Here is a 23,147-nt window from a genome sequence, read left to right on the forward strand (position 1 = left end):
GGAGGTTGAACGCTCACTATCATTTACAGACGAGGTAAGGCAAGAAATGTGTCAAGACGTTGTCTGGTGCTCTCATCAAGCGGCAATGTCACCGCTAGCGTATGCAATTTATCCCGTGATACACGAACTTGATAAGCCAGCTGCTCCCTCACCTCATACTTGGACATGAGCGCATTCCAGAGCATCTCGTCAACCAATTTCTGCTTCAATTTTCTTCTTTCCTCATCCGTGCCTTGCTGCCATACATGCCAGTATGACCAGCTGCCTTCGAATCGTTCGAAATGATCCGCTCGCTCTTGTTCTCTTTCTAGTACTTCGAGCTCTGTCAACGAATCAAGCAGTTCCTCCCATGTGGAGATGTCTTCTTGATTCATCTGAGCGTTGAAGGACTGGAACAACGACTTCTTCAGTGTAACGCTCGCCCGCAAATATTCTTCTGCGGTCATTGTCCAATGCTTCATCTTGTCCACCATCGTCATCTTCAGACGATTAATATCGCATACGGATTGGCTCAAAGCCCTTACCGTATCAATCTGACCTTGCTGCGCAAGCAGGTTATAGAAGCGACTGCTGAAATAGTCTCCAGCCAATACTTTCAGCTGCCTTGAACGCAAGTTGCGGTCGTTATGCTGCACCGCTGCCAGTTCAATCGTATCATGCGTGTCTAATCCAACCTGCACGAGCGATGTAACTAGCGCAAATAATTCACTATGTTCCGCTATTGGCTTACTGCGGTTTAAAAAGGCGAACATCAGCTCCACTCTTGCGTTAGGAAACGCAGGCAGTTCCGTGTGCGCCTGGATCATGTCATGTTCAACATACCGCTTAGCCAATTGCGAGATATGATAACCATTCATCTGCTGCCTCCGACTGTACCGGTTAGTCATCCTTACGGATGTCGCAATCTAAATCATTATAGCATATGTTTAAAGTGATAGGACAACATTTCTTCGTTCTCCTATTTCTTAGGACCAAGACCCTTACTCTCATCTGACTGCCGGAAACTGACGCTCCCAATGCGGTGTATAAATAATCCGCCATGCTTCTTCAAGCTCCTTCGGCATTGTTCCTTTCGATTTCTGGAGAAGCTTCAAACTTTCCACGTCTACTTGAGAACGCTGCGCATCCATACCAAGCAATACATATCTCTTTTTAGCCATGTCATCCTGTATAACGACACGGAGCTGCAGACGTTCGACATTGCTTGTTTGTATGAAGGCGAAGCGAAGAAGCTCATGGATATCATGATAAATAATTTCTGGATGGACAATTGTTGCAGCCACTTTTACATCAATCACCAGTTTATCTGACTCCCAAGTAACCCGACTAAACTTCAATTGAAGTGGAAGCTCTGATAAATAATCCACGATCTCCTCGGAATTGAGCTTGACCATGCGAGGTGAAGGGGTAAATACAGCCACATCTTTATTTGCGTCAGGCTTCTGCTCACCCAGTGAATACAATAGCCCTAATCCTAGCGGAAGCATAATCGTAACGCAAAGCACGATGACCAGAGTTCTATAGCGATGCATATTCTTCATTCTGAACCTTGCACCTCCACATATTGTAGATCAAGTCAACACTCCAGATAAAAGACAGTGTCGACGTTCCAGAGTATGTCCATACCTCATGTCTATAATGAAAAAAAGCAGGCTATGCCTGCTTCCCTCATGAAAACAAAAAATTTCATTCCTATTCGTCTGTATCGGTATGAATTACACCGTGTTTTGTCATAACAACTGCTTTGCCGCGAATTTTAATTGCGGACGTATGATCCGTGAACTGGGCGACAAGCACTTCATTCTTGTCCAGCTTCTCCGTATGATGAAACTTCGTATCTGTTCCGCGTGTCAGACCGATCACCTGAACTCCCTGATCTTTGGCCTTTATTACGATAAAGTCATTTTGTGTTTCCAACTGCTTGACCTCCTTGCATATGTATTGGCTTCCTTGCAGCGTCAACCATGTGAATCACCATTCTTCGGGCATACTACTAGTGTAGCACGTTTCATCTAAAAGGAGCTAATGCGATGCACCCAGCACATTTACAATCTAACCAGCTACAGCTGCTTCAGCAGTGGGAAGAGCAATTAAGTCAAGTAAGTGGTCAGCGTATTGTACTGGTCGCCTACAGCGGCAGTGCACAGAGCTCTAGAGCAGCTAAGAGTAATCTAGAGCATCCTACTCCACAACTTCCCCTCTGAAAAGGAGCAGAAGCCGCGACATTCATGTCGCGGCTTCTACCTCACTTGCGTTCCCCTATTAGACAAAAGTATGTAAGTTCACTTATTTGATGCCATCTTTAAGTGCTTTGCCTGGTTTGAACGCAGGGATTTTGCTTGCAGGAATTTCAATCTCCTCGCCCGTTTGCGGGTTACGGCCTTTGCGTGCGGAACGTTCGCGCACTTCAAAGTTACCGAAGCCTACCAATTGGACTTTGTCGCCGTTCTGAAGTGCAGTCGAAATCGCTTCGAATACAGCATCAACTACTTTCGTCACATCTTTCTTCGACAATTCCGTAGCCTCTGCTACTTCAGTTACCAATTCAGATTTATTCATTCTGTTCACCTCCTGATTCAAGTATGCATCGTTATCCATTTTCTTTACTGTTTCTCTAGAATTTATACCTTATCATCAGCAAAACAGTTCAATACGATATCCAATCTGCTGCCAAATCGGTTCACAGAACAAATTTATAGTAATATACCGTTGTTACAAATGCAAGTAGGGACTGAAGAACAACGATAAGCCTATGTGTTTCCCCTACTGTTTATCTGATATTCCCTTCACTCTATCTTCAACATCTCGCAGCCTGCCACCAGCTGAAGCATAGAACAATAACTGCTCTTCCGAAGCCTCTCCTCGCTCAAATAGCCGCACCATTTCCCCGTCATACATAACAACAATGCGGTCGCCAACCATTGACGCTTCATACATGTCGCTAGTGAAGTAAATGATTCCTCTTCCTTCCTCTGACAAACGTCCAATGATGCGGAAAATCTCATTTTTCGCACCGACATCGATCCCATTCATAGGTTCATCTAAGACAAATACATGCGCATCAGTGCCAAGCCATTTCCCTATGGCAACCTTCTGCTGGTTGCCTCCACTTAAATGTCTCACTTTCTGCTTCACAGAAGCGGTCTTGATATTAAGCTGCTCGATCACGCGCTCTGCTGACAGCCGCTCTCGCGTGGTTGATACGAAACCCGCTGTGCAGTATTTTGGCAATGTAGAGATACATAAATTGCTCTGTAACGACTCATCCATAAATAAGCTATATTTGCGTCGCTCCTCGGGAACAAGCACGATGCCCGCACGAATCGCATCACGAATAGAACGCGGCTGAAGCACTTCTCCATTCAACGTTATCTCTCCGCCATCGCACAGCTCGGCCCCACCAAGAATCCGAGCCAGCTTCGTCTTCCCTGCTCCTATCAGCCCCACAAATACAAGAATTTCCCCGCGTCTCAATTCGAAGTTTACATTTTTAAGCTTCTGTCCGCAAGAGATTCCCTTCACAGTAAGCAGAACCTCTTCACGAACAGAGGAATGTACCCCGGGTTCTTCTTCTATGGTTTTATCCAGCATATATTGAATTGCTTCCTTGGGGCAAATATCAGAGATTAGCGAACTGTGAACCAATTCACCGTCACGCAAGATAGAGATACGATCACAATGATGAAACACTTCAGCCAGGCGATGAGTAATAAATAGAACGATAACTCCTTGATCTCGAAGTGTTTGCATAATCGTAAATAACCGCTCTGACTCCTCAAAGCTAAGGGATGCAGTTGGTTCGTCAAATATGACAATCTTCGCTTCATTCAATAATATTCGCGATATAAGCACCATCTGCTTCTCTGCTAATGTGCACTCCTCCATACGCAGCGAAGGCGAAATCGACAGGCCGATAGCATCCATGATGCTCTCAGCCCTCTTCTTCAGATGTGCAGGGCGAATCCAGCAAGAACTTCTCCCCATGCTAAAGTCATCCATCATAATATTCTCTGCTACTGTAAGCTTGGGAACAAGTGCCACATCTACCTCTTGATATACACAATGAATTCCCTGTTTCTTCGCATCAGCAGGTGAATGAATTGATAATTGCTCGCTTCCTAACTGGATGACTCCGACATCGGATCGGCATGCGCCTGACAATATATTCATCAACGTACTCTTCCCCGCTCCATTAGAGCCAACAAGAGCGTGAATTTCTCCGCTAGATGCAGTAAAGTTGACTTGCTTCAGAACAGATAGCCCATTATACGATTTTGTAATTCCAAGCATGTACAAATTTGAATCCGCTTCAAATTGACAATCGCCTGCCGCTTCCGTATCGGAGACATGCGCGGAACGTAAGTTTGATACTCCTTGCGTTTTCCATACGCTGCTCATCTCTATCCCGCCTCTTAACTTTACTGATCCATTCGATTTTTGCATGACGAATAAATCCCACTTTTTACCGTTAACGGCATTATTCTTAAATATACCCGCTTCCTTCGAGTCTGTAAATTGATTTAGCAATAAAAGATCGATGAATTTTTACAGGAACATACAAAAAGCCTAAGTGGCTAATCCAATCTGGAATAGCGACTTAGGCTTCCTTGCAATCCGATTACAATATGATGGCGATTAATCCACCTGAGCCTTCGTTGATGATCCGGCCCAATGTCTCTTGAAGCTTGTAGCGAGCGTTGTCTGGCATCATGGCGATTTTGCCTTGTATGCCTTCGCGAACGATGGAATGCAGGGATCTACCGAAAATATCAGATTCCCAAATCTTCGTTGGATCGTTTTCAAAGTCCTGCATCAAGTAACGCATCAGCTCTTCGCTCTGCTTCTCCGTTCCGATAATCGGAGCGAATTCCGATTCAACATCTACGCGAATCATATGAATGGAAGGAGCAGTTGCTTTGAGCCGTACCCCGAAGCGTGAGCCTTGTCTAATCAGCTCAGGCTCATCGAGAGCCATTTCGTTCAAGGTAGGCGCTGCAATGCCATAGCCAGTTGTCTTCACCATTTCAAGCGCATCCGCGAATCGGTCATATTCCCGCTTCGCATGTGCGAATTCCTGCATCAACTGAAGCAAGTGATCCTTGCCTCGTATTTCTACCCCGACCACTTCCATCAGAATTTGGTCGTACAATTCGTCCGGCGCATACAAATCAATCTCAGCAACACCTTGACCCATGTCCATACCGCTCAAACCAGCTCGGGCAATAAAGTCATACTCCATAAATTGCTGCACAACACGATCAACATCCCGCAGGCGTCTAATATCTTTGACTGTATCCCGTACCGACGACTCATAGCTGGAGCGCAGCCAATGAGTATCGTTCAGAACCATAACCCAGCTCGGAAGATTCACGTTGACTTCATGTACTGGGAATTCATATAGAACTTCACGAAGAACGCCCATTACATCTTCTTCGCCCATCGTCGCTGCACTGAGCGCCATTACTGGGATGTCATATTTAATCTGCAGCTCATTGCGGAGTGCAATCGTCTCATCACTGCGAGGCTTCGTCGAGTTAATAATCAGTACGAATGGCTTGCCAACTTCCTTTAACTCTTGAATGACGCGCTCCTCGGATTCGATATACGAGCTTCGAGGAATCTCAGCAATCGTACCATCAGTCGTCACAACGACGCCCAATGTGGAGTGCTCTTGAATGACTTTGCGTGTCCCGATTTCGGCCGCTTCCTGGAATGGAATCGGCTCCTCGAACCACGGCGTATTAATCATGCGCGGGCCATTCTCATCCTCGTAGCCTTTGGCTCCAGTTACCGCATAGCCAACACAATCCACTAGACGAACGTTAACATCCAAGCCTTCCGCTACTTTAATTTGAACTGCATTATTCGGAACGAATTTGGGTTCGGTCGTCATAATGGTCTTACCTGCTGCGCTTTGCGGCAATTCGTCAACTGCGCGAATGCGGTCGGATTCATTCGTGATATTAGGCAATACGACCGTTTCCATAAATCGTTTGATGAACGTCGATTTCCCTGTGCGGACCGCACCGACGACCCCGAGGTAAATATCCCCGCCGGTACGCTCGGCTATGTCCTTAAAAATGTCCACTTTCTCCAATTGATATCCCCTCCTCAAATTTTTCCGACGGACTACGAGACAACGTTCGCCTCTCGCCCTTCAGAAACGATTGGCACCGTTGCTAGGATTGAGCTGTTGCCGTTGTCGCCAGTGTTCGCCGCCGAGATTTCACGTCGTACAAGGGCATTTCGACGCAACTCGTACATGCTTTTGGACTAGTAACATCTTATTTGCTAGATGGCATAAATATGCCCCTCACACAAAACATTTTTCGTAAATGATTCAGTTCTAGTAGATAGTGATGCTCATCCGTGAGTGACCCCCACTTGGGCACGAACGCAAAAGGTCGTATCAACAAACGCCTTCCAAATCAGATATATGAAGTTAGAAATGAAGTATGACATTATCTTGCATATCGATGAGTAAATCGTCTTTTCTATTTCTGTACCAACCTGTCATCCATGTTCGCATGCAAAAAAGACCAGTCGAACATATCGACCGGCCTTCCTTTCATTCCATTTGTCTATTTGGAAGTCTCTTCTTGAGGTACAGGCGCACCGTTGCTCCATTTGTACGCGACTGACTTCACTGGAACAAAGAAGGAGGCATCCGCAAGCATGGGCCTCAAATCCTTCTCTTGACCTGTAGGCTGCTTCCCAGAGCTTTCCACAAGCTGCATAATATCCTGCGCATAATCTGCGTATACCCTTCCTTGCTCATCCATCATGAACGACAGTACACTTCGGCTGAACGGACTTCGAACTTCTACAGGCTGTATGCCTATCAGCTTCTCATCAATTCGATAGAATCCAGGATATACTTCCTCCTGCTTCGGCAACGCACCCTTAGCCCGTATATGCGCATCAACAGCACGAGCAAGATCATTGACCCGCTGTGAAGTAAGTAAATCCATCACCTTCACTTTCGGAATCGTCTCTTCATCAATAATCAGATACACACCCGAGCCACCTGATTCAAATGCACTCCCGGGAATTGCGCTAAGCAGATCTTTTCGCTTGAGCAATTCAAAGTTCACACGGAACTTCTCATATCGTGGAACACTCTCATCGCTGCTTACTAGCGGAAGCAGACCTGTATCCTTCTGATACTGATCCACAGCATTTTGGACAAGAAGTACGCCCTCACGAACCGATTGTTGGCTTTCCTTGCGCATCTCCTTCGGATATAAGCATCCTTGAAGTGTCATGCTCATGATAACGAATAGCACGATACAACAGATTTGTCTCCCCGACCTCAACTACTTCTCCTCCTCAGTCACAATCACAATTCGACACTTGAAGATAGAGCTGTTCATTCTATTCTGGCATTACCACAAGCTGTCATCTTCCTGTTCCGCTAGCTTGCGGCGAATAATGGCTTTCAGAGGATCTTCTGGGACTTCCACCGTAACCGTACCTGGATTCCCTGTCAGCAGTGTCTGGCACGATAAACGAAGCCCAGTTGCTGAATGGATACCTAGCTTGCTGCTCTCTGCTAACGTGGGCTCTCCAATTAGTCCTTCTTTATCCGCTGATACCTGTACTTTACACATCAAGCAGCCCGCCTTCCCGCTGCATCTTGTGCGTATCGGAACACCTGCGCGTTGCGCGGCATCCAATAACGACATCGAGCGCTTAGCCCCCCATACCTTGCCAGAAGGCTCGAACCGCACGTTTGTCCTCATACTAGCCAGCCCCTTTCCTCAACGTTGGTAGGGCTACATGCGACTCCACCTTTATTTACAAATCATTTACATTAGACAAATAAAAAAGACATCATATTCGGACACCTTTCATTCACGATGGAACGTATATACGCAGGTTCCGAGCAATTTGCCAATACCGTATTCATAGCAGCAATATGCTGCTCAGGAGCAGCATTGATTACCTGTGCGATCGAAGCTGTACGATCTTCCCGCTGACGCAATATATTGAAAACCAATTCATGAGCTAGCGGCATTAACGCGATGCGAAATCTGTCAATATTATAGATGATGCGATGATTCCATAAGGCATCACGAATGATTGTGTTGTATTGGCATTGCGGTGTAGTCACAATGAATTGACCAACCAATTCAATGGGAACTCCGCATATTTGATAATGACTTAATAAGGAATGATAAGTACTCGTTGCATTCCATTCGGGCGCATCGGTTGCATATGGATTCCATTGCTCCTGTAGATGCTTTGCATCGGGCTCATCCGCATAGATATCCACATCACGAGGCTCCCGGCCAAGCGGTACCCCTTGTAGAACTAATCCACAGCTCCCACCTAGCATCCAGTGCTTCATATCGTTGTTCGCTGATGCTACTAATTGTTCAATTGTCCCCATTATTGGTTCGGATAATGATATCATGCCATTTGCTCCATTCACATTTGAATCCATACTGCATTATTCAGGCTGCCAGTCACCAGTCAGGCCTATGATCAAAAATACGGCTTGTGAACTGCACGAATGAAGCCATCCGCTTCTGCAACGACCTGACAAGAGAGCCGATAACCCTGCTCGAATTCTTCTTCCTCCATACGGTTCCACTCTGCATCAGTCACTTCGGATACATATTCTCGTCCTTCTTCGATTAAGCAGCGACATCTCGCACATGTTCCGCGCGTACAAGCATAATTCCAATCTACTCCAGATTCCTTTGCGGCATCCAGCAGAGTAGTACCTACAGGTACAGATATACTCGCTTGCTTCGTCTTGCCTATGAATAGGATGTCCACCATCCTCAATCACACTCCTTCGACCGTCTTATCGTCAATGACGATATGTATTGAGTAAAGTGTTAATTACGCCTACAAGATGGAGAAAAATCCATATACCGTACCTGCAAGCAGCATAATGAACGCAATAAGCGAAAGAATACCTCGTACCCAGCCTCTCGTCTTACTTCTGGCAAAAGCAATGAGCAGTGCAGAAAAGGCCATTAGGCCTATTCCTATAAAGGATACCCACATTTTTGTCATACTGTCCATTTTCCCGATTCTCCCATTCGTTCAAACTGCTCTCATTATACCATTCGATGAATTAGAAGAGAAACGTTTTGCACGAACATGCACAAAAAAACGACACAATAAGCTACTCGCTGTCGTGTCGTCTTTTTTTTACATCATATCGATTGTGCCTGCTACTTCTTCATCAACTTCATCAATGCTTCCAGGTTGTTTGCGTTAACTCCGCTCTTCTTCACGGTGCTGACAATGTCATTTATTGTCGACTCTGAGACAGGTAGTTTGGCCATTGAAGCAACTTGCTTAATCAACTGCCGCAACTGCGCCTCATTCTGCATCGTCGAAGGCTTCACCGTACCTGCAAGCTTCTTGATTTGATTCTCCGTTATGTTCTTGCCAGACTTCTTATTGATTGCATTCAATGCATCCTTCGGAAATTTATTCGACATATCGCCCCTCCTCGGGTCTGTACTCTATACAGTGTATGTCGACGAATAAATGAAGGTGATAAGGATACTAGCCAATAATAGAGTCCGTGCAAGCCCATCAATATCTAGGATGACCAATCCGATGTGGCCACTTCTTCAATTTCGTTCTTACGAACTCGACCCATTAAGCATTCAACTGCTGTCTTTGGATCACGAGATTCGAATAATACTCGATATAACTGCTCTGTAATCGGCATTTGGACGTCATATCGATCAGCCAAGAAATGAGCCGCCTTCGTTGTACGGATACCTTCAACGACCATCCCCATATGAGCCAACACCTCATCAACCGCCATACCTTGACCTATCAGCGAGCCAGCTCTCCAGTTCCGGCTATGTCTGCTCGTACAAGTTACAACTAGATCGCCAACGCCCGCAAGGCCGGCAAATGTCATCGCATTCGCTCCCATCACAACTCCGAGCCGAGCAATCTCAGCCAAGCCGCGTGTTAACAAAGCAGCCTTGCCATTATCCCCGAACTCCAGTCCATCGGATAAGCCTGCGCCTAATGCAATTATATTTTTGAGCGCTCCTGCAAGTTCCACACCAATCACATCTGGATTGGTATAGACACGAAAGAAGGATTCGTTCATAAATAAATCCTGTGCTTGTTCAGCAGCCTTCGTACTGGTTGATGCAACGACTACCGTTGTTGGACATTGCTTCACAACCTCTTCGGCATGGCTCGGACCTGACAGCACAGCTATTCGATCTGAGCTGCATCCAAGCTCCTCTACAAGTACCTCTGACATGCGCTTTAACGTTTCGGTTTCAAATCCCTTCGTCGCATGTACGACAACCATCTCGTCCGTCAAATACGGCTTCATCATTCCCGCAACTTGGCGCATCGCAGCAGATGGTGCTACAACAACGCAAGCCTTCGCACCGCTCATAGCCTCTTCGACGGAATTGGTTGCCCGAATGCCGGGATGCAAGGTAACGTTCGGCAGATATTTCCCGTTCGTATGCACCGTATTGATCTCTTCTGCCTGCTGTTCATTTCTCGTCCATAGATACACATCGTGTCCATTATGGGCGAGAACCTCGCTTAGGGCAGTCCCCCAGCTTCCGGCTACGAATACAGCAACTTTAACGGACACGGGACATGCCCCCTTTGCTCGCGCCAAGCCGGTTCTCAGTCCCTTGAACCAGCTTAACGATATTGCTCCGATGACGATAGAATGCAAATAGGCATAACAGCAAACTGCCCCAGAAAATGCTCCAATCATATTGGAATAACAAAATAAATATCGGAGTCAGTCCAGCAAAAAGCAATGATCCTAACGAAACATAACGTTTCCAAGCAATTGAAGCAATCGCGATAATGCCAGCACATAGGGCTGGCCAAAAAGCTAGAACGGCCAGCACCCCAATTGTGGTAGCAATCCCCTTCCCCCCGCGGAAGCGAAAATAAACGGGCCAGTTATGACCAACGATGGCGGCAATCCCGCTTAGCACCATGACCCATGTGTAATCCGATAGCAAATAACCCATAAGAACGGCTACCATTCCTTTGGCCGCATCAAGCAGGAGAACCCCAGCCGCTGGCCCTTTGCCTAATACGCGCAACGTATTGGTCGCGCCCGCATTACCGCTCCCGTGTTGACGGATATCAATACCACGAAGCCACTTTCCAATCAGAAGACTAAAGCTGACTGAACCGAGAAGGTAACTCGCTACAATTGCGATAATAGATAGCGTCAATTCCGCTCGCTCCTAACTTTCGTCGGATTTCCGGCGTGTGAATATCCGGATCGGTGTCCCTTCAAAGTCGAACGCTGCACGGATACGATTATCTAAATATCGCTCATAGGAGAAGTGCATCAGTTCAGGATCATTAACAAATACGACAATCGTTGGCGGTTTAACCGCAACTTGCGTCGCATAATTGATTCTGAGACGTCTTCCCTTATCCGTTGGCGGCGGATTATAGGCGACTGCATCAGTTACAACGTCATTTAACAAATGTGTTGGAATGCGTTTGGCATGCTGCTGAGCAACATGCTGTACGACAGGAAGCAGTTTATGTAAACGCTGCTTAGTCTTCGCAGACAAGAACACAATCGGTGCGTACGTCATAAATAAGAAATGGTCGCGAATCTTGGTTTCGAATTGCTGCATAGTCTTATCATCTTTATTAACGATATCCCATTTATTGACGACGAACAGCACCGCCTTGCCTGCCTCATGCGCATAGCCTGCAATATGCTTGTCTTGTTCAATAATGCCTTCTTCACCATTAATGACGACGAGTACGACGTCTGCTCGCTCGATTGCCTTCATCGAACGCATGACACTGTACTTTTCAGTCGTCTCATATACTTTGCCACGCTTGCGCATACCCGCCGTATCGATGAGCACGAACCTCTGATCGTCCTTCTCGAACGGTGTATCGATTGCATCGCGTGTTGTTCCTGCTACATCGCTGACGATAACGCGCTCTTCGCCGAGTATTGCGTTAACCAGAGAAGACTTACCTACGTTCGGTCGGCCGATCAAGGCTACCTTAATGACATCTTCATCATATTCTTCATCCGATAAATCCGGGAGATTATTTACGACTTCATCCAGCAAATCACCAATCCCTGTACCGTGAGATCCTGAAATCGGAACTGGATCCCCAAAGCCAAGGCTGTAGAATTCATAAATGTCATCCATACGACTCATGTTGTCGACTTTATTTACCGCTAGAACAATCGGCTTGCCTGAGCGGAATAACATCTGTGCCACTTCTTCATCCGCTTGCGTTACGCCGGACTTCGCTTCGCACATAAATACAATTACATCTGCTTCCTCTATCGCAAGCTCCGCTTGCACGCGGATGGAACGCAGCATTTCATCTTCACCATAAACTTCGATTCCGCCTGTGTCGATAATATTGAACGGCTTGCCAATCCACTCTCCCGTTCCGTATATACGGTCACGAGTTACACCAGGCTTGTCCTCCACTATAGCCAATCGGTCGCCGATGATTCGGTTGAAAATGGTGGACTTGCCGACATTCGGCCGCCCGACAATGGCAACAATGGGTTTTGCCATGCAGTTCACTCCTTCATATTTTGCAACTATACACGTACATCATCATATCAAAAAAAGCGGGTCTTGGCTAACGTAAATGGTTGAAATACTCGAAGAAAGCGCATTTCCCACTATTGTTCGGAGCCAAGAAGCCCTTTCAAAAACCGTTCTTTCATCCACACCATCATAATTGACATCAAACGTACAAGCAGAAACGACAGCCACCATACATCCTGAACTTGCCCTTCTCCAGCAGTAATTAACGTATGCAGACGCAGATGGATGAGAACTTCTCCTAAGGTTAACCCAAGTGTCAAGATGATCCATTGCAGCTGCCAATTCGTTGTAAACAACAGAATATAGCACGAGAAGATGCCTGCTATCAGCCAAATGTTTGTTTGAGAATTCGACATTTGCATGGAAAATCGGCTTAATAGCTCAAGCCACATCCAAATTGCAGCTAGCATGGCGACATGGCCGCATACGGTAATGAGCTTTCCACCTGACTGTTGCCCAAGGAAAAATACAGCCAACACCATCCATAGCACCCATGCGCCATTAACTTGATTGCCGTATGACAATGCTATCGTCCAATTGTGAAGAAGCAGCCAGCTAAGTCCGACAATAATCACCTGTGTCCGCGTAACAGCCGCGAATAGGGGCGTACGCCAACCGCTTGCTATCAAGATTGCAAAGCAAACCCACACCGCTACTGACAACACACCTGATGAAGTCATCGAGACCGCGCCCCCTTCCTTGTCTGATGCTATTATTTGATGCACAGTACAAAAATAAACGGCAGACTCTAAAGAGTCCGCCGTTATTTGCATTTATGAATAGATTAATTTTTGAACTTATTCAACATATCGCCAAAACGCTCAGCAAGCGTAACGCTCATTGCTTGGTTCGTAAGGGATACATTTGGATTGTTCAATTCTTCTTTTACTTTTTTCTCAGCCTTCGGTGCTGGTGCTGCAGGAGCTTCTTCTGTTTCCTTGATGCTGAGGCTTACACGCTTATCAGCAGGGTTGAAATCAAGCACTTTCACTTGTACAGATTGGCCTTGCTTCAATACTTCGTAAGGTGTAGCAACGTGACGATGAGCGATTTGGGAAACGTGAACCAAACCTTCCACACCAGGAGCCACTTCAACGAATGCACCGAAATCAACCAAACGCTTCACTTCACCTGTCAGAATATCGCCTGTCTTGATGTTGTCGCCCGCTTGTTCCCAAGGGCCTGGTTGAGTTGCTTTCATGCTCAGGCTGATTTTTCCGTTGGCAGGATCAACCTTCAGTACTTTGACTTTTACCTTTTGACCTTCGGATACAACATCAGAAGGCTTCTCAACATGGCTCCATGCCAATTCAGACACGTGAACAAGTCCATCAACACCGCCAACATCAACGAATGCACCAAATTGAGTCAAGCGTTGAACTGTTCCTTCGAGCTCTTGGCCTTCAGTCAAGCCTTCCATAACGCGAATTTTATTAGCTTCAAATTCCGCTTCCAATACATCCTTTTGGGAGAGGATAAGCTTGTTGTTCTCGCGGTCAATTTCTTTTACTTTCACGCGGAGCGTACGGCCTTTGTATTCGCTGAAATCTTCAACGAAATGACGTTCAACCATGGATGCAGGGATGAATGCACGAACGCCAACATCAGCTACAACGCCGCCTTTTACAACATCAGCGACTGTTACTTCGAACACATCCTGTGCTTCAAAGTGCTTCTGCATGTCGTCCCAAGCCTGTTCGCTGTCAACTTGACGCTTGGACAGAACAAGACGTTCCTTTTCATCGTCAATGCTAACAACCTTGCATTCAACTTCTTGGCCCACTTCAACCACATCTGCAGCATTGTCAACCGATACCGCAGTTAGCTCGCGCACAGGAATGATGCCATCGTATTTATAGCCAATGCTTACTACTGCTTGATTGTCATCGATTTTGACGATTGTGCCTTTTACGGTGTCACCTTTCTTCAAGGAAACGATGTTCTCCAACGCTTCTTGGCTTGCCGTTTCGGCAGTTTCGTTAACTTTTGTTTCTTCAGACATGTGAAATACCTCCTCGATTGAACCCCATTTATTCAAAACCCGCTCCACGAATGAAGCAGAGTTCCTTACCAACTATTGGTCACTGCATACCAGAAAAATAATACCTGTAGTATCATACCATCGAAGCAAAAACATGCATGAATTACGAAGCAGCCGTTTCCTCGAGTATAATGCGATGGATATGCTCCATAATGCGTTCAGTCGCTAGCTCGAGTGCACCGCTTCCATGCTCCAATAAGTCAGACATGTCAATCGGCGGGCCATATACGACCTTCGTCTTGCGGAACAGCTTATATTCCCCAATTACGGCAACAGGAACAACGGCAGCCCCGCTCTTCAAAGCAATCATCGCTGCACCTTTCTTCGCTGCGACAGCACCATCTGTATTGCGTGTGCCTTCAGGGAAGATCCCCATGATGTCTCCGTCGCGAAGCAGGTTAAAAGCAGTTCGAATGGTTTCTTTGCCCACTCCGCCGCGCTTAACCGGAAAGGCTCCAAGACCGTTTATAATCTTACCCAACACGGGGACGTCGAATAGTTCAGCCTTCGCCATAAAACGAACCTTACGATCCAACATAATCCCGATTGCTGGAGGGTCTAATAAGCTTATATGATTGGAGCAGAGGACTACACCGCCCTCTTTAGGAACGTAATCCTTCCTCTTCGCTTCAAGTCGGAACAAGAACCGGTATAATACTCGAAGCAATGCTCTTGCAAACGTATAGAACATAATTGTTACAGCTCACCAACTCTTTTGTAAATTAGCACGCTCAACGATCGTCGAAACAACATCAGCAATTGCCATTCCTGTCGTATCAAGCAGAACGGCATCTTCAGCTTGACGAAGTGGGGACACCTCACGTGTCTCATCCTGACGATCCCGATCCGCAATCTCTTGGATAAATGTCTCAAGAGAAGCGTTCTCCTTGTCCTTCCATTCTGCATAACGTCTGCGGGCTCGTTCCTCCACAGAGGCTGTGATGAACCACTTCAATTCTGCATCAGGAAGTACATGTGTACCGATGTCTCGTCCATCCATAACGACACCTTTGCGTGTTGCCATTTGACGCTGCATATGTACTAACTGCTCACGAACGACTTGGGATTTGGCATAATCAGATGCCAAGCGGCTGATCTCAGACGTACGAATTGCATCCGTAACATCTTCACCATTCAAAATAACAAATTGCCGCTCGCCTTCCGGCTTCAGTTCCAAGGTGACTCGTTTCATCTCTTCAGAGAGCGCTGCTGCCTCATCGGGTTGAATGCCGGCTCGTGACATGTGAAGAGATATCGCCCGGTACATCGCACCGGTATCTATGTATACATACCCAAGCTCTTGCGCAACTAGGCGTGCAACCGTACTCTTACCAGCTCCCGCAGGCCCGTCGATGGCAATATTTATGTGATGTCTGCTGTGATCTGACTGTGTCAACGGGGCTGACTCCCTTCGTAGAAAAACATTTCATGCACCATTCAAGAAAAAAGCAGGCGTTGCCTGCGACGTGAAAATTATACCACACATAGAATAGGGATGCAAAAAGGGAATCGCAGTCACCTCTTCTGCAAGCCTCTATCGAATGATAGATTCTCTTCCTCAAAAGGAGGATGAAAAGGAACCCCTTCTAGCCTATCCACAGGCGACACCCACGGTCGAAACGCACCAACAAGCAGTAAGGATTGGGCGGCTACAACACAGAGTACGAACCATAATAACGAGCGAACTAGCCATTTCGATAATAAGCTACATAGCTCTGGATGTGTGATATGTTTTGTATAAGTGCTCCATGCTATTTTACGGTTTGGTTTCTTCTTCAATCGACTGTGCATAAGAAGCCACCCCTTCGTTTTGGAAGTAGTATGGCAACCCTGCAATCAAGCTATGCACAGTTTCAACACATATGTATGTTATTTCCGTAAATCCAACTGCCGTTCAAAACAATAACGAATCAGTTTCTGCTGTTCTACATTCGCAATCTGGTCAAACTTAAGCATGATTAACTGGCGCTCATCATTGAGAGGCTGAACACGAACAATCTGCCCAGTAAAGAAAACATGCTCGATAGCACCGCTTCGGAACGGTACTGCAACCCAGCTTTGGATGATTTGTGATTCGCGCAGCCCCCATTTGGACTCGGTAACAAAGGAGAGGCCACCACCGCTAATATCCTCAGTCAATGCTAGAAATTTCACACCATCCAACGTACTGATCGCCATCTCCAACGACGCTTGTACACGCAAATAGTTGCGTCTCTGCATTCGTGATACCCAATGGGGCTCAGGCTTCCGAATTGACATCATTGGAATGGTTTCATTGCGCCTGCCCATTACCTGTGTACGAAAATGCCACTTTACCCCATCTGATTGCGAGAAGTAGACATTCAGCTCCTCTCCATTGGAGAACAAGCCGTATTTACCCGTCTGTTCCGACAGCGGGATTTCCATCCAGATCAGCTGTTCATTTATCTCCGTTACTCTCGCCTTATAGGCAAACCCGTCCACTTCTTCCCGAACTGGCTGCACGTACAAGGTGTCACTGACATTCGGTAACATATGCTTCCCCTCCATGAAGATTATACCATGATACCAATATGCCAAAAAGAAAAAGGTTCCAATTCCCTTGCTAGGAATTGGAACCTTTATTTAGACTTCATTTATGATTTGAGAAGCTTCATCTCTTCAATCTGTTCTTCTGTTCCATTGTCGGCATTAATGTACACTCGGTAAGCACCGCCATTAATTTTGCCTCCGAACTCATAACAGAGCACTTCTTCAGACAGATCATTTTTAATAAGCGACATGCGGTCATACATAACGTCCATGTCAGGATTCAGCATTGCTTGCGCCTCTTTTTTGCCCAACTTGGGCTTGCCAACCTTGCGCTCCTTGCCTTCATAGACGAAATCAGCTGCCTGCAGCCCGGTAACTTCGCCATTATCCAATGCTACGCGAGCTGTCACCTGCTGCGGATATAGATATACGCCATCAGCAACCGGAACTAGTGTAAGACTGCCTGTATTATTGTACTCATCATAACGAACTGCAGCCATGTCAGGATAGTCATTCTTCTTCAGGAATCGCTTCGCTGACTCTTCGGCTTGCGCCATCGTCAACTTTTTCTTGCCAACGGGACGCGTGTCCATATATGACATCAGAAAGCCTTGTTTCGTGTAGTCCATCGTGAGTGCACTTCCATCGTTCTTATATTTCGTGAAGACGGTATACGACTCATATTCGGTACCTTTGCCATTCTTTCTAACTTGAACGGGTTCATTCGGCTTCTTAATTAGGAATTTCTCTGCTTTTTCTTTAATTTGCTGCTCTGATAGTGGATTTCCCTTCAGCATCTTCACGGAGCGCTTCGTATACACGCTTGATATAGAAGGTCCCCAGTTCAGCTCTGGGTACTCGCTAACCTTTTTGTCCACCGTTTTGAAGCCGTCGATAATTGTATTATCCATCGTCTTCTTCTCGGAGGCCATCGCCGTCTCAACATCCATCCAGCGCAAACTTTGACTGATGACTTTATTCTGAACCTGCTGCAAGTCTTGTGAGATTTGAGCAGCATTCTGGTGCAGTGTCTTCAGAATTTTCACCTCATCATCACTAAGAGGCTGCTTCGTCATATCTCTTACAGCAGCTCGATATGAGAAGTTTGAGATCCGTGATAAGAAGTCTTCTGTCTTGTTAAATGGCAGCAGCGTCAACGGCAGCTGATTAATTTCATTTTGCGCCTGGCTTGTAATTCTCCATACATTCACAAGGCCTTTGCGGTGCATCGCTTGCGATTTGGAGTTAACTGCAAGTGTTTGTCCCAGTTCAGAATGCAGTTTATCAACATGATACGTCAAATCATGAAAGGCACGCTGATATTGGTTCTCTGCCTTAATCAATATAGAGTTCTTCTCTTGATGCTCTTGATATCCCCATACAATCGCCCCAATAAATAAGAGCGCAAAAATCGGAAACATCACTGCACTTAATCGTTTATACATGGTACAAACGTCTCCCTTCACAGCTACTTATACATCATAGTGATGTTAGTTTGCTGGATATCAGGGAGGTTTATGCATCGATTCCCATTATTGCACTCTTATTACGATACTTATATTGGCTCTTCATCAATATGAAACGCATCTCGATTATCACAGATGCATTGTTTGAAGCCCGTTTCAATTCGACCCTTTTCCCGTTTGCCACGTAGAATGAATTTTTCGCCGCAGCATTGGCAGCGAATGGTTACCTTCACCCTCACATGAGCCCTCCTTGCTACCATGTACTGCGCCCGTTCGTGCGGTGCACAACTTGAGCATGTACATATAGCATTCCCATTATTGCTCCATATTAACCTCATCTTCCGGATTCATTAATCGGAGCGGAGATCGGGCATTGGCACGACGTACTTTCCCCATGCCGTAATACCAGAGAAACAGCATCAGCGGCACGATGAACCACAGCCAGTAACGGGTGGACATCATTAGGATAAGATCATACACTCCATGCCAGAACAACGGTAATCCAATCGAGTACATTAAATATTTACGTGAACGACCGCCAAGGAATTTTGCCTTTCCCATGTAATAGCCCATGATAACACCAAATAAGGCATGCCCGGATACAGGCAGCAAGGCACGCATGAGCATTTGAGAGAATGACGTCTGATTAAGCCATGCGTACATGACATTCTCTATGGTAGCAAATCCGAGCGACACCGCAACTGCATACAGAATCCCATCATAGTGTTCATCGAACTCTACATGATTGTAGATCATGTGGTACAGCACGAACCATTTGACAAATTCCTCTACACCCGACGAGATTAGAAAAGAATACACATACGGATTGTTTCCCCACCACAACACAAGGCCATGTTGAATAATCATGATTGGGAATACAATAAGAAACCCGAGTAGAAAGACACGAATGACCATATGAATCGGTTCATAGTCATATCGATCCTTCAAGTAGAAATACGCCAGCAATGCAATTCCTGGAGCGATTGCTGCTGTAAGCAAAGGCAATATAGGCGTCGAAGCTTCACCAGATTGTGCCGCCATCTGAGAAGTGTCTGCGACTAGCATGCCGATAGCAGTTAGCAAAGTCACCTTCACATCCTCCTTTGGCGGCTATACATAAAAATAATGATCATTTGGATAACAGTAAGTATACCATACGTTTGCAATGTACGCTTACCCTGTCGAATGCTAGGGAATAATGATGGTTTCAAATGAAGATATCGAAAAGGGCAGTGTCCAAATCATTGGAAAATGCATATATTGGTTGACGTAGCCATCTGCTGGAAAAACACGAAACAGGGAGCCCGAATTTTTCACTTGCCATGAAAAATCTCAAGCCCCCCTGTTCACGGACGCATATTAAACTGTCCTACGCGCGACGCGGACTGAAATGTGTACAAGTAACGTCGATGGCATCCTCTGCAATGATACACTTCCCATACTCCTCCAGAACAGCTGTCGTCACTGACGCCGCTTCTCCATACTCAGCCATGATTGCAATGAAGGCTTGCAATCGCTGAGGATCCGTATTTGCCGGCTCCGCATGGAAAATCCACTGTCCATTATATTGGTAGAGCGCACCTGGTACGGTAAAATTGCCATGAACCGTATGTGCCGCCTCGATGAAGTCTTCAAAATCTCGAAATGCGAATACGATCGTATCGCTCTCCTCAAGCGTTACTTCCATTTCATATACATCATCCAACTCGTCATCCTCAATGCCGTCACCATGACCTGAAGCATGGTTCCACTGCGTTCGCGTTACGATAACTACCATACCTTGTGCAGGCATTGCGAATACTTCTACGGCTAATGGTCCCGTCGCATCAAATCCGAGTTCGGTATACGCCTGATCCATCATTTCCGCGAACAGTTCCTGCAGCTTAGACATTTCCCGCCACAGATCGTCGCGTTTGATCCCGCGCTCAGACAAATCGTCGAACGTAAGGAAAATTCGAATCTTGTCTTGACTGATACGTTCGATCTTCATGACAGGACCCTCCTTTGCAACTTCGGTTATAACAGATTATGAAGCAACATATAATATGTGCTGAAAATGGTTCTATGTAATTCATGTTATCATTTCTTGTATGGATTTGCACTACATAAAATAGTTGTCAGAGAGTAAATGTACCAAACATTGAAGAAGCTGCCGAAGAAATTCGGCAGCTTCTAAGATAAAATTTCCTCAGCTATCAGTGAGTGGACTGTTGTTCTTCGAACGGCTTGCTGCGTGGAGCAGCTTGCGTTTTGGAAACGCTAGATACTGTTGTAGTAGACGTTTCTGTTTTCACAGCTGACAAATCGGATGGCGTCGGAGCCAACCCATTTTCACGCAAAATCGCATCCACCTTGCGCTTCACTTCTGGATCCCGCTCAATCAGTTCCTTGACGCGATCCAAGCTGAATGAGTCCGACTTAGATGCCTCTTTGGACAACTTCTTCATGTCAAGCAAGGAAGCAATATCCGGCATATTTGACGTCGTCACATCCATAACCTTATCCTTCGCTTTGCCAACCACATCCTGGACAACATTGCCTGCAACATGCAATTTGGATTGCAAATTAGCCAGCGAACGTCTGTCAGCCAAGTACATACCAGCCAGAATGCCAATGGCTGCACCAGAAATGAACGATGTCACTTTCACTGTTGTTCCCTCCTTCAATTCGTTAGGATCAATTGTAGTGTGAGCGCAACTGTATCGAACCATCCGGTAAAAAATCAGGAAATCTGGCCATCAATGCCCGAACGAAGCGTAATAAAATGTGCCTCAGGCTTACATAATAAACGAAAAGGAACATGCGAGGTGCCGAACCCCTTCGTGATAAACAATGTTGTAGAACCTTGTCCAAGAAAATTATGCCAGCCACATAGATATTTGCGGTAAAACTTAGAGGTGCGAAGCGGCCCGTATCCAGGCAGGTAAATTTGCCCTCCGTGCGTATGTCCTGACAATACGAGATCAATCCCTTGCAGCTCAGCCTTGCGCAAGGACAGCGGATCATGTGTTAGAACAATGGTACAGCTAGGCTCTTGTTCTGGCTCACTCATAGCAAGCTTCACATTCGTTCGCTTCGAGCTATAGTCATCCCAACCAACAAGCCATATAAATTGACCATTCTGCTCCAACCGCATTGCTTCATTGTCCAGCACCTTAACACCTAGCTGATTCAGCTTATCATCTAACTCCCGAACATCGGCCTTATAATCATGATTGCCATGTACAGCCGTCACAGGCCCTAATTGGCGCAGCTTCGCTATATTCTCCACACTGGATTCCAGATGAGCACCTTGATCAGTCATATCCCCACCGACAAGAAACAAAGAAGCCTGTTGATGACCCAAAATCTGCTCAATATGTCTGTCAGTCAATTGCCTTCGATGAAAGTCACTTATAAAAAACAAGCGGACCCCGTCGAATGTCGACGGCAACCGCTTCAGCACCACTTCTTCTTCTGTAATTGTAAACCCCCGTGCTTCCCATAACATATAAACAACAAGCACTCCGGCTGCTGCCAGCAAGCTTGCAATGACAGTAAAAGCAACCATCATCGATTACCCCTCCAGCCCCAGCTTATGACGACCCCAAAATAGTAGTCCAATTAACAATCCTACAAATAATAAAAATAGAAAATTATAAAACCATTTTGTCAGTCTAACATAACTCGACGGAAATAACTTCTTGCGTGACGGCAATGAACGATCATCCATATCTTCATCTGATGCGGAGATATTCTCTGCAAGATGAAGCAGCTGTTCTTCCGATATCGCATGGTTGCTGTCTTGTTGCTCCGTATGTGTGTCTTTCTTCGATGAATTTTCTCTCAATGAACGTAAAGCATCTAGTGCCGGGCTATGTAGGTCTGGCTCTTGCTTGCGAGAGAACCCTCGAAATAAAGGGTGTGGGTGATTCTCGCTCATACTTCCCTCCGAAATCGTATAATGAGTCCCATAATGAGATCAATGATAAAATGTGCTAGTATAGGAGCCCACAGGGTTCCTGTCCACTCATAAATAGTACCCAAAGCAAAGCTAATTAGAAACACCATTCCAGTTGGTAACCAATGGCGCAAATAACGTACATGGATAGCTGCGAAAATAATACTCGTCCAATATGCTCCAAATGCGTGCTGAATTGCCCCGCGAAAGAGCATTTCCTCACATACGCCAACGATAAAAGAGATAGCAATTATATGCCATATTGGACGATTGCGGAAGAGCTTTTCATTCACCCCACCGTCGTCCGTCATATCATCAGGAACAAATCTAGAAACCGCGATGTCAACAACAATAACTAGAGCAGCCAATCCCGCTCCAAGCCATAGCCATGACAGATTCGATGCCTGTGTAGTTAGCAATAAGAAAGGATTTCTGCCTTGAAGCCAAATCCACACCAAACCAAGAATCAGTGTGATTCCCTGTGTTACATACAAATTAAGAAGAAGCACCTTATCATCTAACTGTTGTATGTCTACTTGTCGAGATTTGAAATCATTCCATTTCTGTTTCATTACATCCCTGCCTAACGAGTTAGCAATCCATATTATATCCCT

At 45.9% G+C, this 23,147-nt stretch carries 28 protein-coding genes; 1 reads left to right on the top strand and 27 read right to left on the bottom strand.

Going from position 1 to position 23,147, the window contains the following annotated elements:
• Positions 1 to 23 precede the first annotated feature (23 nt).
• From BP95_RS0120235 to mtrB, 3 genes are all read right to left on the bottom strand, one after another.
• Positions 24 to 857 (bottom strand): heptaprenyl diphosphate synthase component 1, encoded by an 834-nt coding sequence (locus BP95_RS0120235; RefSeq protein ID WP_021254692.1) that lies wholly within the window; start codon positions 855 to 857, stop codon positions 24 to 26.
• 129 nt (positions 858 to 986) lie between these two features.
• On the bottom strand, positions 987 to 1,541 hold the full coding sequence (locus BP95_RS0120240; protein WP_021254693.1) for a hypothetical protein: 555 nt from the start codon (positions 1,539 to 1,541) through the stop codon (positions 987 to 989).
• A 151-nt stretch (positions 1,542 to 1,692) separates the two neighbouring features.
• On the bottom strand, positions 1,693 to 1,917 hold the full coding sequence (gene mtrB, locus BP95_RS0120245; protein WP_021254694.1) for a trp RNA-binding attenuation protein MtrB: 225 nt from the start codon (positions 1,915 to 1,917) through the stop codon (positions 1,693 to 1,695).
• A 113-nt stretch (positions 1,918 to 2,030) separates the two neighbouring features.
• Here mtrB and BP95_RS33250 point away from each other — a divergent pair, with 113 nt between their 5' ends.
• Positions 2,031 to 2,204, top strand: coding sequence for a hypothetical protein (locus BP95_RS33250; protein WP_155987316.1), 174 nt, complete (start codon positions 2,031 to 2,033; stop codon positions 2,202 to 2,204).
• An 82-nt stretch (positions 2,205 to 2,286) separates the two neighbouring features.
• On the opposite strand, the gene BP95_RS0120255 is transcribed toward BP95_RS33250, so the two are convergent.
• From BP95_RS0120255 to BP95_RS0120375, 24 genes are all read right to left on the bottom strand, one after another.
• Positions 2,287 to 2,559 (bottom strand): HU family DNA-binding protein, encoded by a 273-nt coding sequence (locus tag BP95_RS0120255; RefSeq protein WP_021254695.1) that lies wholly within the window; start codon positions 2,557 to 2,559, stop codon positions 2,287 to 2,289.
• A gap of 204 nt (positions 2,560 to 2,763) precedes the next feature.
• A complete protein-coding gene (locus BP95_RS31040; protein WP_081819935.1) occupies positions 2,764 to 4,398 on the bottom strand; it encodes a sugar ABC transporter ATP-binding protein in 1,635 nt (544 codons plus the stop codon).
• A gap of 220 nt (positions 4,399 to 4,618) precedes the next feature.
• The gene (spoIVA, locus tag BP95_RS0120265) at positions 4,619 to 6,097 is read right to left on the bottom strand and encodes a stage IV sporulation protein A (RefSeq protein ID WP_021252893.1); all 1,479 of its coding nucleotides are present in this window, start codon (positions 6,095 to 6,097) and stop codon (positions 4,619 to 4,621) included.
• 484 nt (positions 6,098 to 6,581) lie between these two features.
• Complete coding sequence (locus BP95_RS0120270) at positions 6,582 to 7,316, bottom strand: DUF3939 domain-containing protein (RefSeq protein WP_028533099.1); 735 nt, start codon at positions 7,314 to 7,316, stop codon at positions 6,582 to 6,584.
• Positions 7,317 to 7,385: 69 nt separating this feature from the next.
• Positions 7,386 to 7,742 (bottom strand): 2Fe-2S iron-sulfur cluster-binding protein, encoded by a 357-nt coding sequence (locus tag BP95_RS0120275; protein ID WP_021252895.1) that lies wholly within the window; start codon positions 7,740 to 7,742, stop codon positions 7,386 to 7,388.
• A 71-nt stretch (positions 7,743 to 7,813) separates the two neighbouring features.
• A complete protein-coding gene (locus BP95_RS0120280) occupies positions 7,814 to 8,416 on the bottom strand; it encodes a nucleotidyltransferase family protein (protein WP_021252896.1) in 603 nt (200 codons plus the stop codon).
• Between the two features lie 71 nt (positions 8,417 to 8,487).
• The gene (locus BP95_RS0120285; protein ID WP_021252897.1) at positions 8,488 to 8,787 is read right to left on the bottom strand and encodes a 2Fe-2S iron-sulfur cluster-binding protein; all 300 of its coding nucleotides are present in this window, start codon (positions 8,785 to 8,787) and stop codon (positions 8,488 to 8,490) included.
• A 69-nt stretch (positions 8,788 to 8,856) separates the two neighbouring features.
• Positions 8,857 to 9,036, bottom strand: coding sequence for a DUF2768 family protein (locus tag BP95_RS0120290; protein WP_021252898.1), 180 nt, complete (start codon positions 9,034 to 9,036; stop codon positions 8,857 to 8,859).
• A 152-nt stretch (positions 9,037 to 9,188) separates the two neighbouring features.
• Positions 9,189 to 9,461, bottom strand: coding sequence for a stage VI sporulation protein F (locus tag BP95_RS0120295; protein WP_021252899.1), 273 nt, complete (start codon positions 9,459 to 9,461; stop codon positions 9,189 to 9,191).
• 104 nt (positions 9,462 to 9,565) lie between these two features.
• Complete coding sequence (locus BP95_RS0120300; RefSeq protein ID WP_021252900.1) at positions 9,566 to 10,600, bottom strand: NAD(P)H-dependent glycerol-3-phosphate dehydrogenase; 1,035 nt, start codon at positions 10,598 to 10,600, stop codon at positions 9,566 to 9,568.
• Positions 10,590 to 11,204, bottom strand: coding sequence for a glycerol-3-phosphate 1-O-acyltransferase PlsY (plsY, locus tag BP95_RS0120305; protein WP_021252901.1), 615 nt, complete (start codon positions 11,202 to 11,204; stop codon positions 10,590 to 10,592). Before plsY ends, BP95_RS0120300 begins: the two co-directional genes overlap by 11 nt.
• A gap of 12 nt (positions 11,205 to 11,216) precedes the next feature.
• Positions 11,217 to 12,539, bottom strand: a complete 1,323-nt coding sequence (gene der / locus BP95_RS0120310; protein WP_021252902.1) for a ribosome biogenesis GTPase Der — start codon at positions 12,537 to 12,539, stop codon at positions 11,217 to 11,219.
• 110 nt (positions 12,540 to 12,649) lie between these two features.
• A complete protein-coding gene (locus BP95_RS0120315) occupies positions 12,650 to 13,255 on the bottom strand; it encodes a hypothetical protein (protein WP_021252903.1) in 606 nt (201 codons plus the stop codon).
• 104 nt (positions 13,256 to 13,359) lie between these two features.
• On the bottom strand, positions 13,360 to 14,577 hold the full coding sequence (gene rpsA / locus BP95_RS0120320) for a 30S ribosomal protein S1 (protein WP_021252904.1): 1,218 nt from the start codon (positions 14,575 to 14,577) through the stop codon (positions 13,360 to 13,362).
• A gap of 142 nt (positions 14,578 to 14,719) precedes the next feature.
• Complete coding sequence (locus BP95_RS0120325; RefSeq protein ID WP_021252905.1) at positions 14,720 to 15,307, bottom strand: lysophospholipid acyltransferase family protein; 588 nt, start codon at positions 15,305 to 15,307, stop codon at positions 14,720 to 14,722.
• Positions 15,308 to 15,319: 12 nt separating this feature from the next.
• Complete coding sequence (gene cmk / locus BP95_RS0120330; protein WP_021252906.1) at positions 15,320 to 16,012, bottom strand: (d)CMP kinase; 693 nt, start codon at positions 16,010 to 16,012, stop codon at positions 15,320 to 15,322.
• Between the two features lie 473 nt (positions 16,013 to 16,485).
• Positions 16,486 to 17,130, bottom strand: a complete 645-nt coding sequence (locus BP95_RS0120335; protein WP_021252907.1) for a flagellar brake protein — start codon at positions 17,128 to 17,130, stop codon at positions 16,486 to 16,488.
• A 101-nt stretch (positions 17,131 to 17,231) separates the two neighbouring features.
• Positions 17,232 to 18,572 carry a germination protein YpeB gene (ypeB, locus tag BP95_RS0120340; RefSeq protein WP_021252908.1) on the bottom strand — a complete coding sequence of 447 codons (1,341 nt, stop codon included), beginning with the start codon at positions 18,570 to 18,572 and terminating at the stop codon, positions 17,232 to 17,234.
• 336 nt (positions 18,573 to 18,908) lie between these two features.
• A complete protein-coding gene (gene prsW, locus BP95_RS0120350; protein WP_051249867.1) occupies positions 18,909 to 19,634 on the bottom strand; it encodes a glutamic-type intramembrane protease PrsW in 726 nt (241 codons plus the stop codon).
• A 328-nt stretch (positions 19,635 to 19,962) separates the two neighbouring features.
• Positions 19,963 to 20,583, bottom strand: a complete 621-nt coding sequence (locus BP95_RS0120355; RefSeq protein WP_021252911.1) for a genetic competence negative regulator — start codon at positions 20,581 to 20,583, stop codon at positions 19,963 to 19,965.
• Between the two features lie 205 nt (positions 20,584 to 20,788).
• Positions 20,789 to 21,241: a hypothetical protein gene (locus BP95_RS0120360; protein ID WP_021252912.1), complete on the bottom strand. Its 453-nt coding sequence runs from the start codon at positions 21,239 to 21,241 to the stop codon at positions 20,789 to 20,791.
• Positions 21,242 to 21,315: 74 nt separating this feature from the next.
• Positions 21,316 to 22,146: a metallophosphoesterase gene (locus tag BP95_RS0120365; RefSeq protein ID WP_021252913.1), complete on the bottom strand. Its 831-nt coding sequence runs from the start codon at positions 22,144 to 22,146 to the stop codon at positions 21,316 to 21,318.
• A 3-nt stretch (positions 22,147 to 22,149) separates the two neighbouring features.
• Complete coding sequence (locus BP95_RS0120370) at positions 22,150 to 22,515, bottom strand: hypothetical protein (RefSeq protein ID WP_021252914.1); 366 nt, start codon at positions 22,513 to 22,515, stop codon at positions 22,150 to 22,152.
• Positions 22,512 to 23,105 (bottom strand): type II CAAX endopeptidase family protein, encoded by a 594-nt coding sequence (locus BP95_RS0120375; protein WP_028533103.1) that lies wholly within the window; start codon positions 23,103 to 23,105, stop codon positions 22,512 to 22,514. Before BP95_RS0120375 ends, BP95_RS0120370 begins: the two co-directional genes overlap by 4 nt.
• Between the last annotated feature and the right edge of the window lie 42 nt (positions 23,106 to 23,147).

This window comes from Paenibacillus sp. UNC217MF, assembly GCF_000686865.1.
Lineage (GTDB): Bacteria > Bacillota > Bacilli > Paenibacillales > Paenibacillaceae > Paenibacillus_B > Paenibacillus_B suaedae.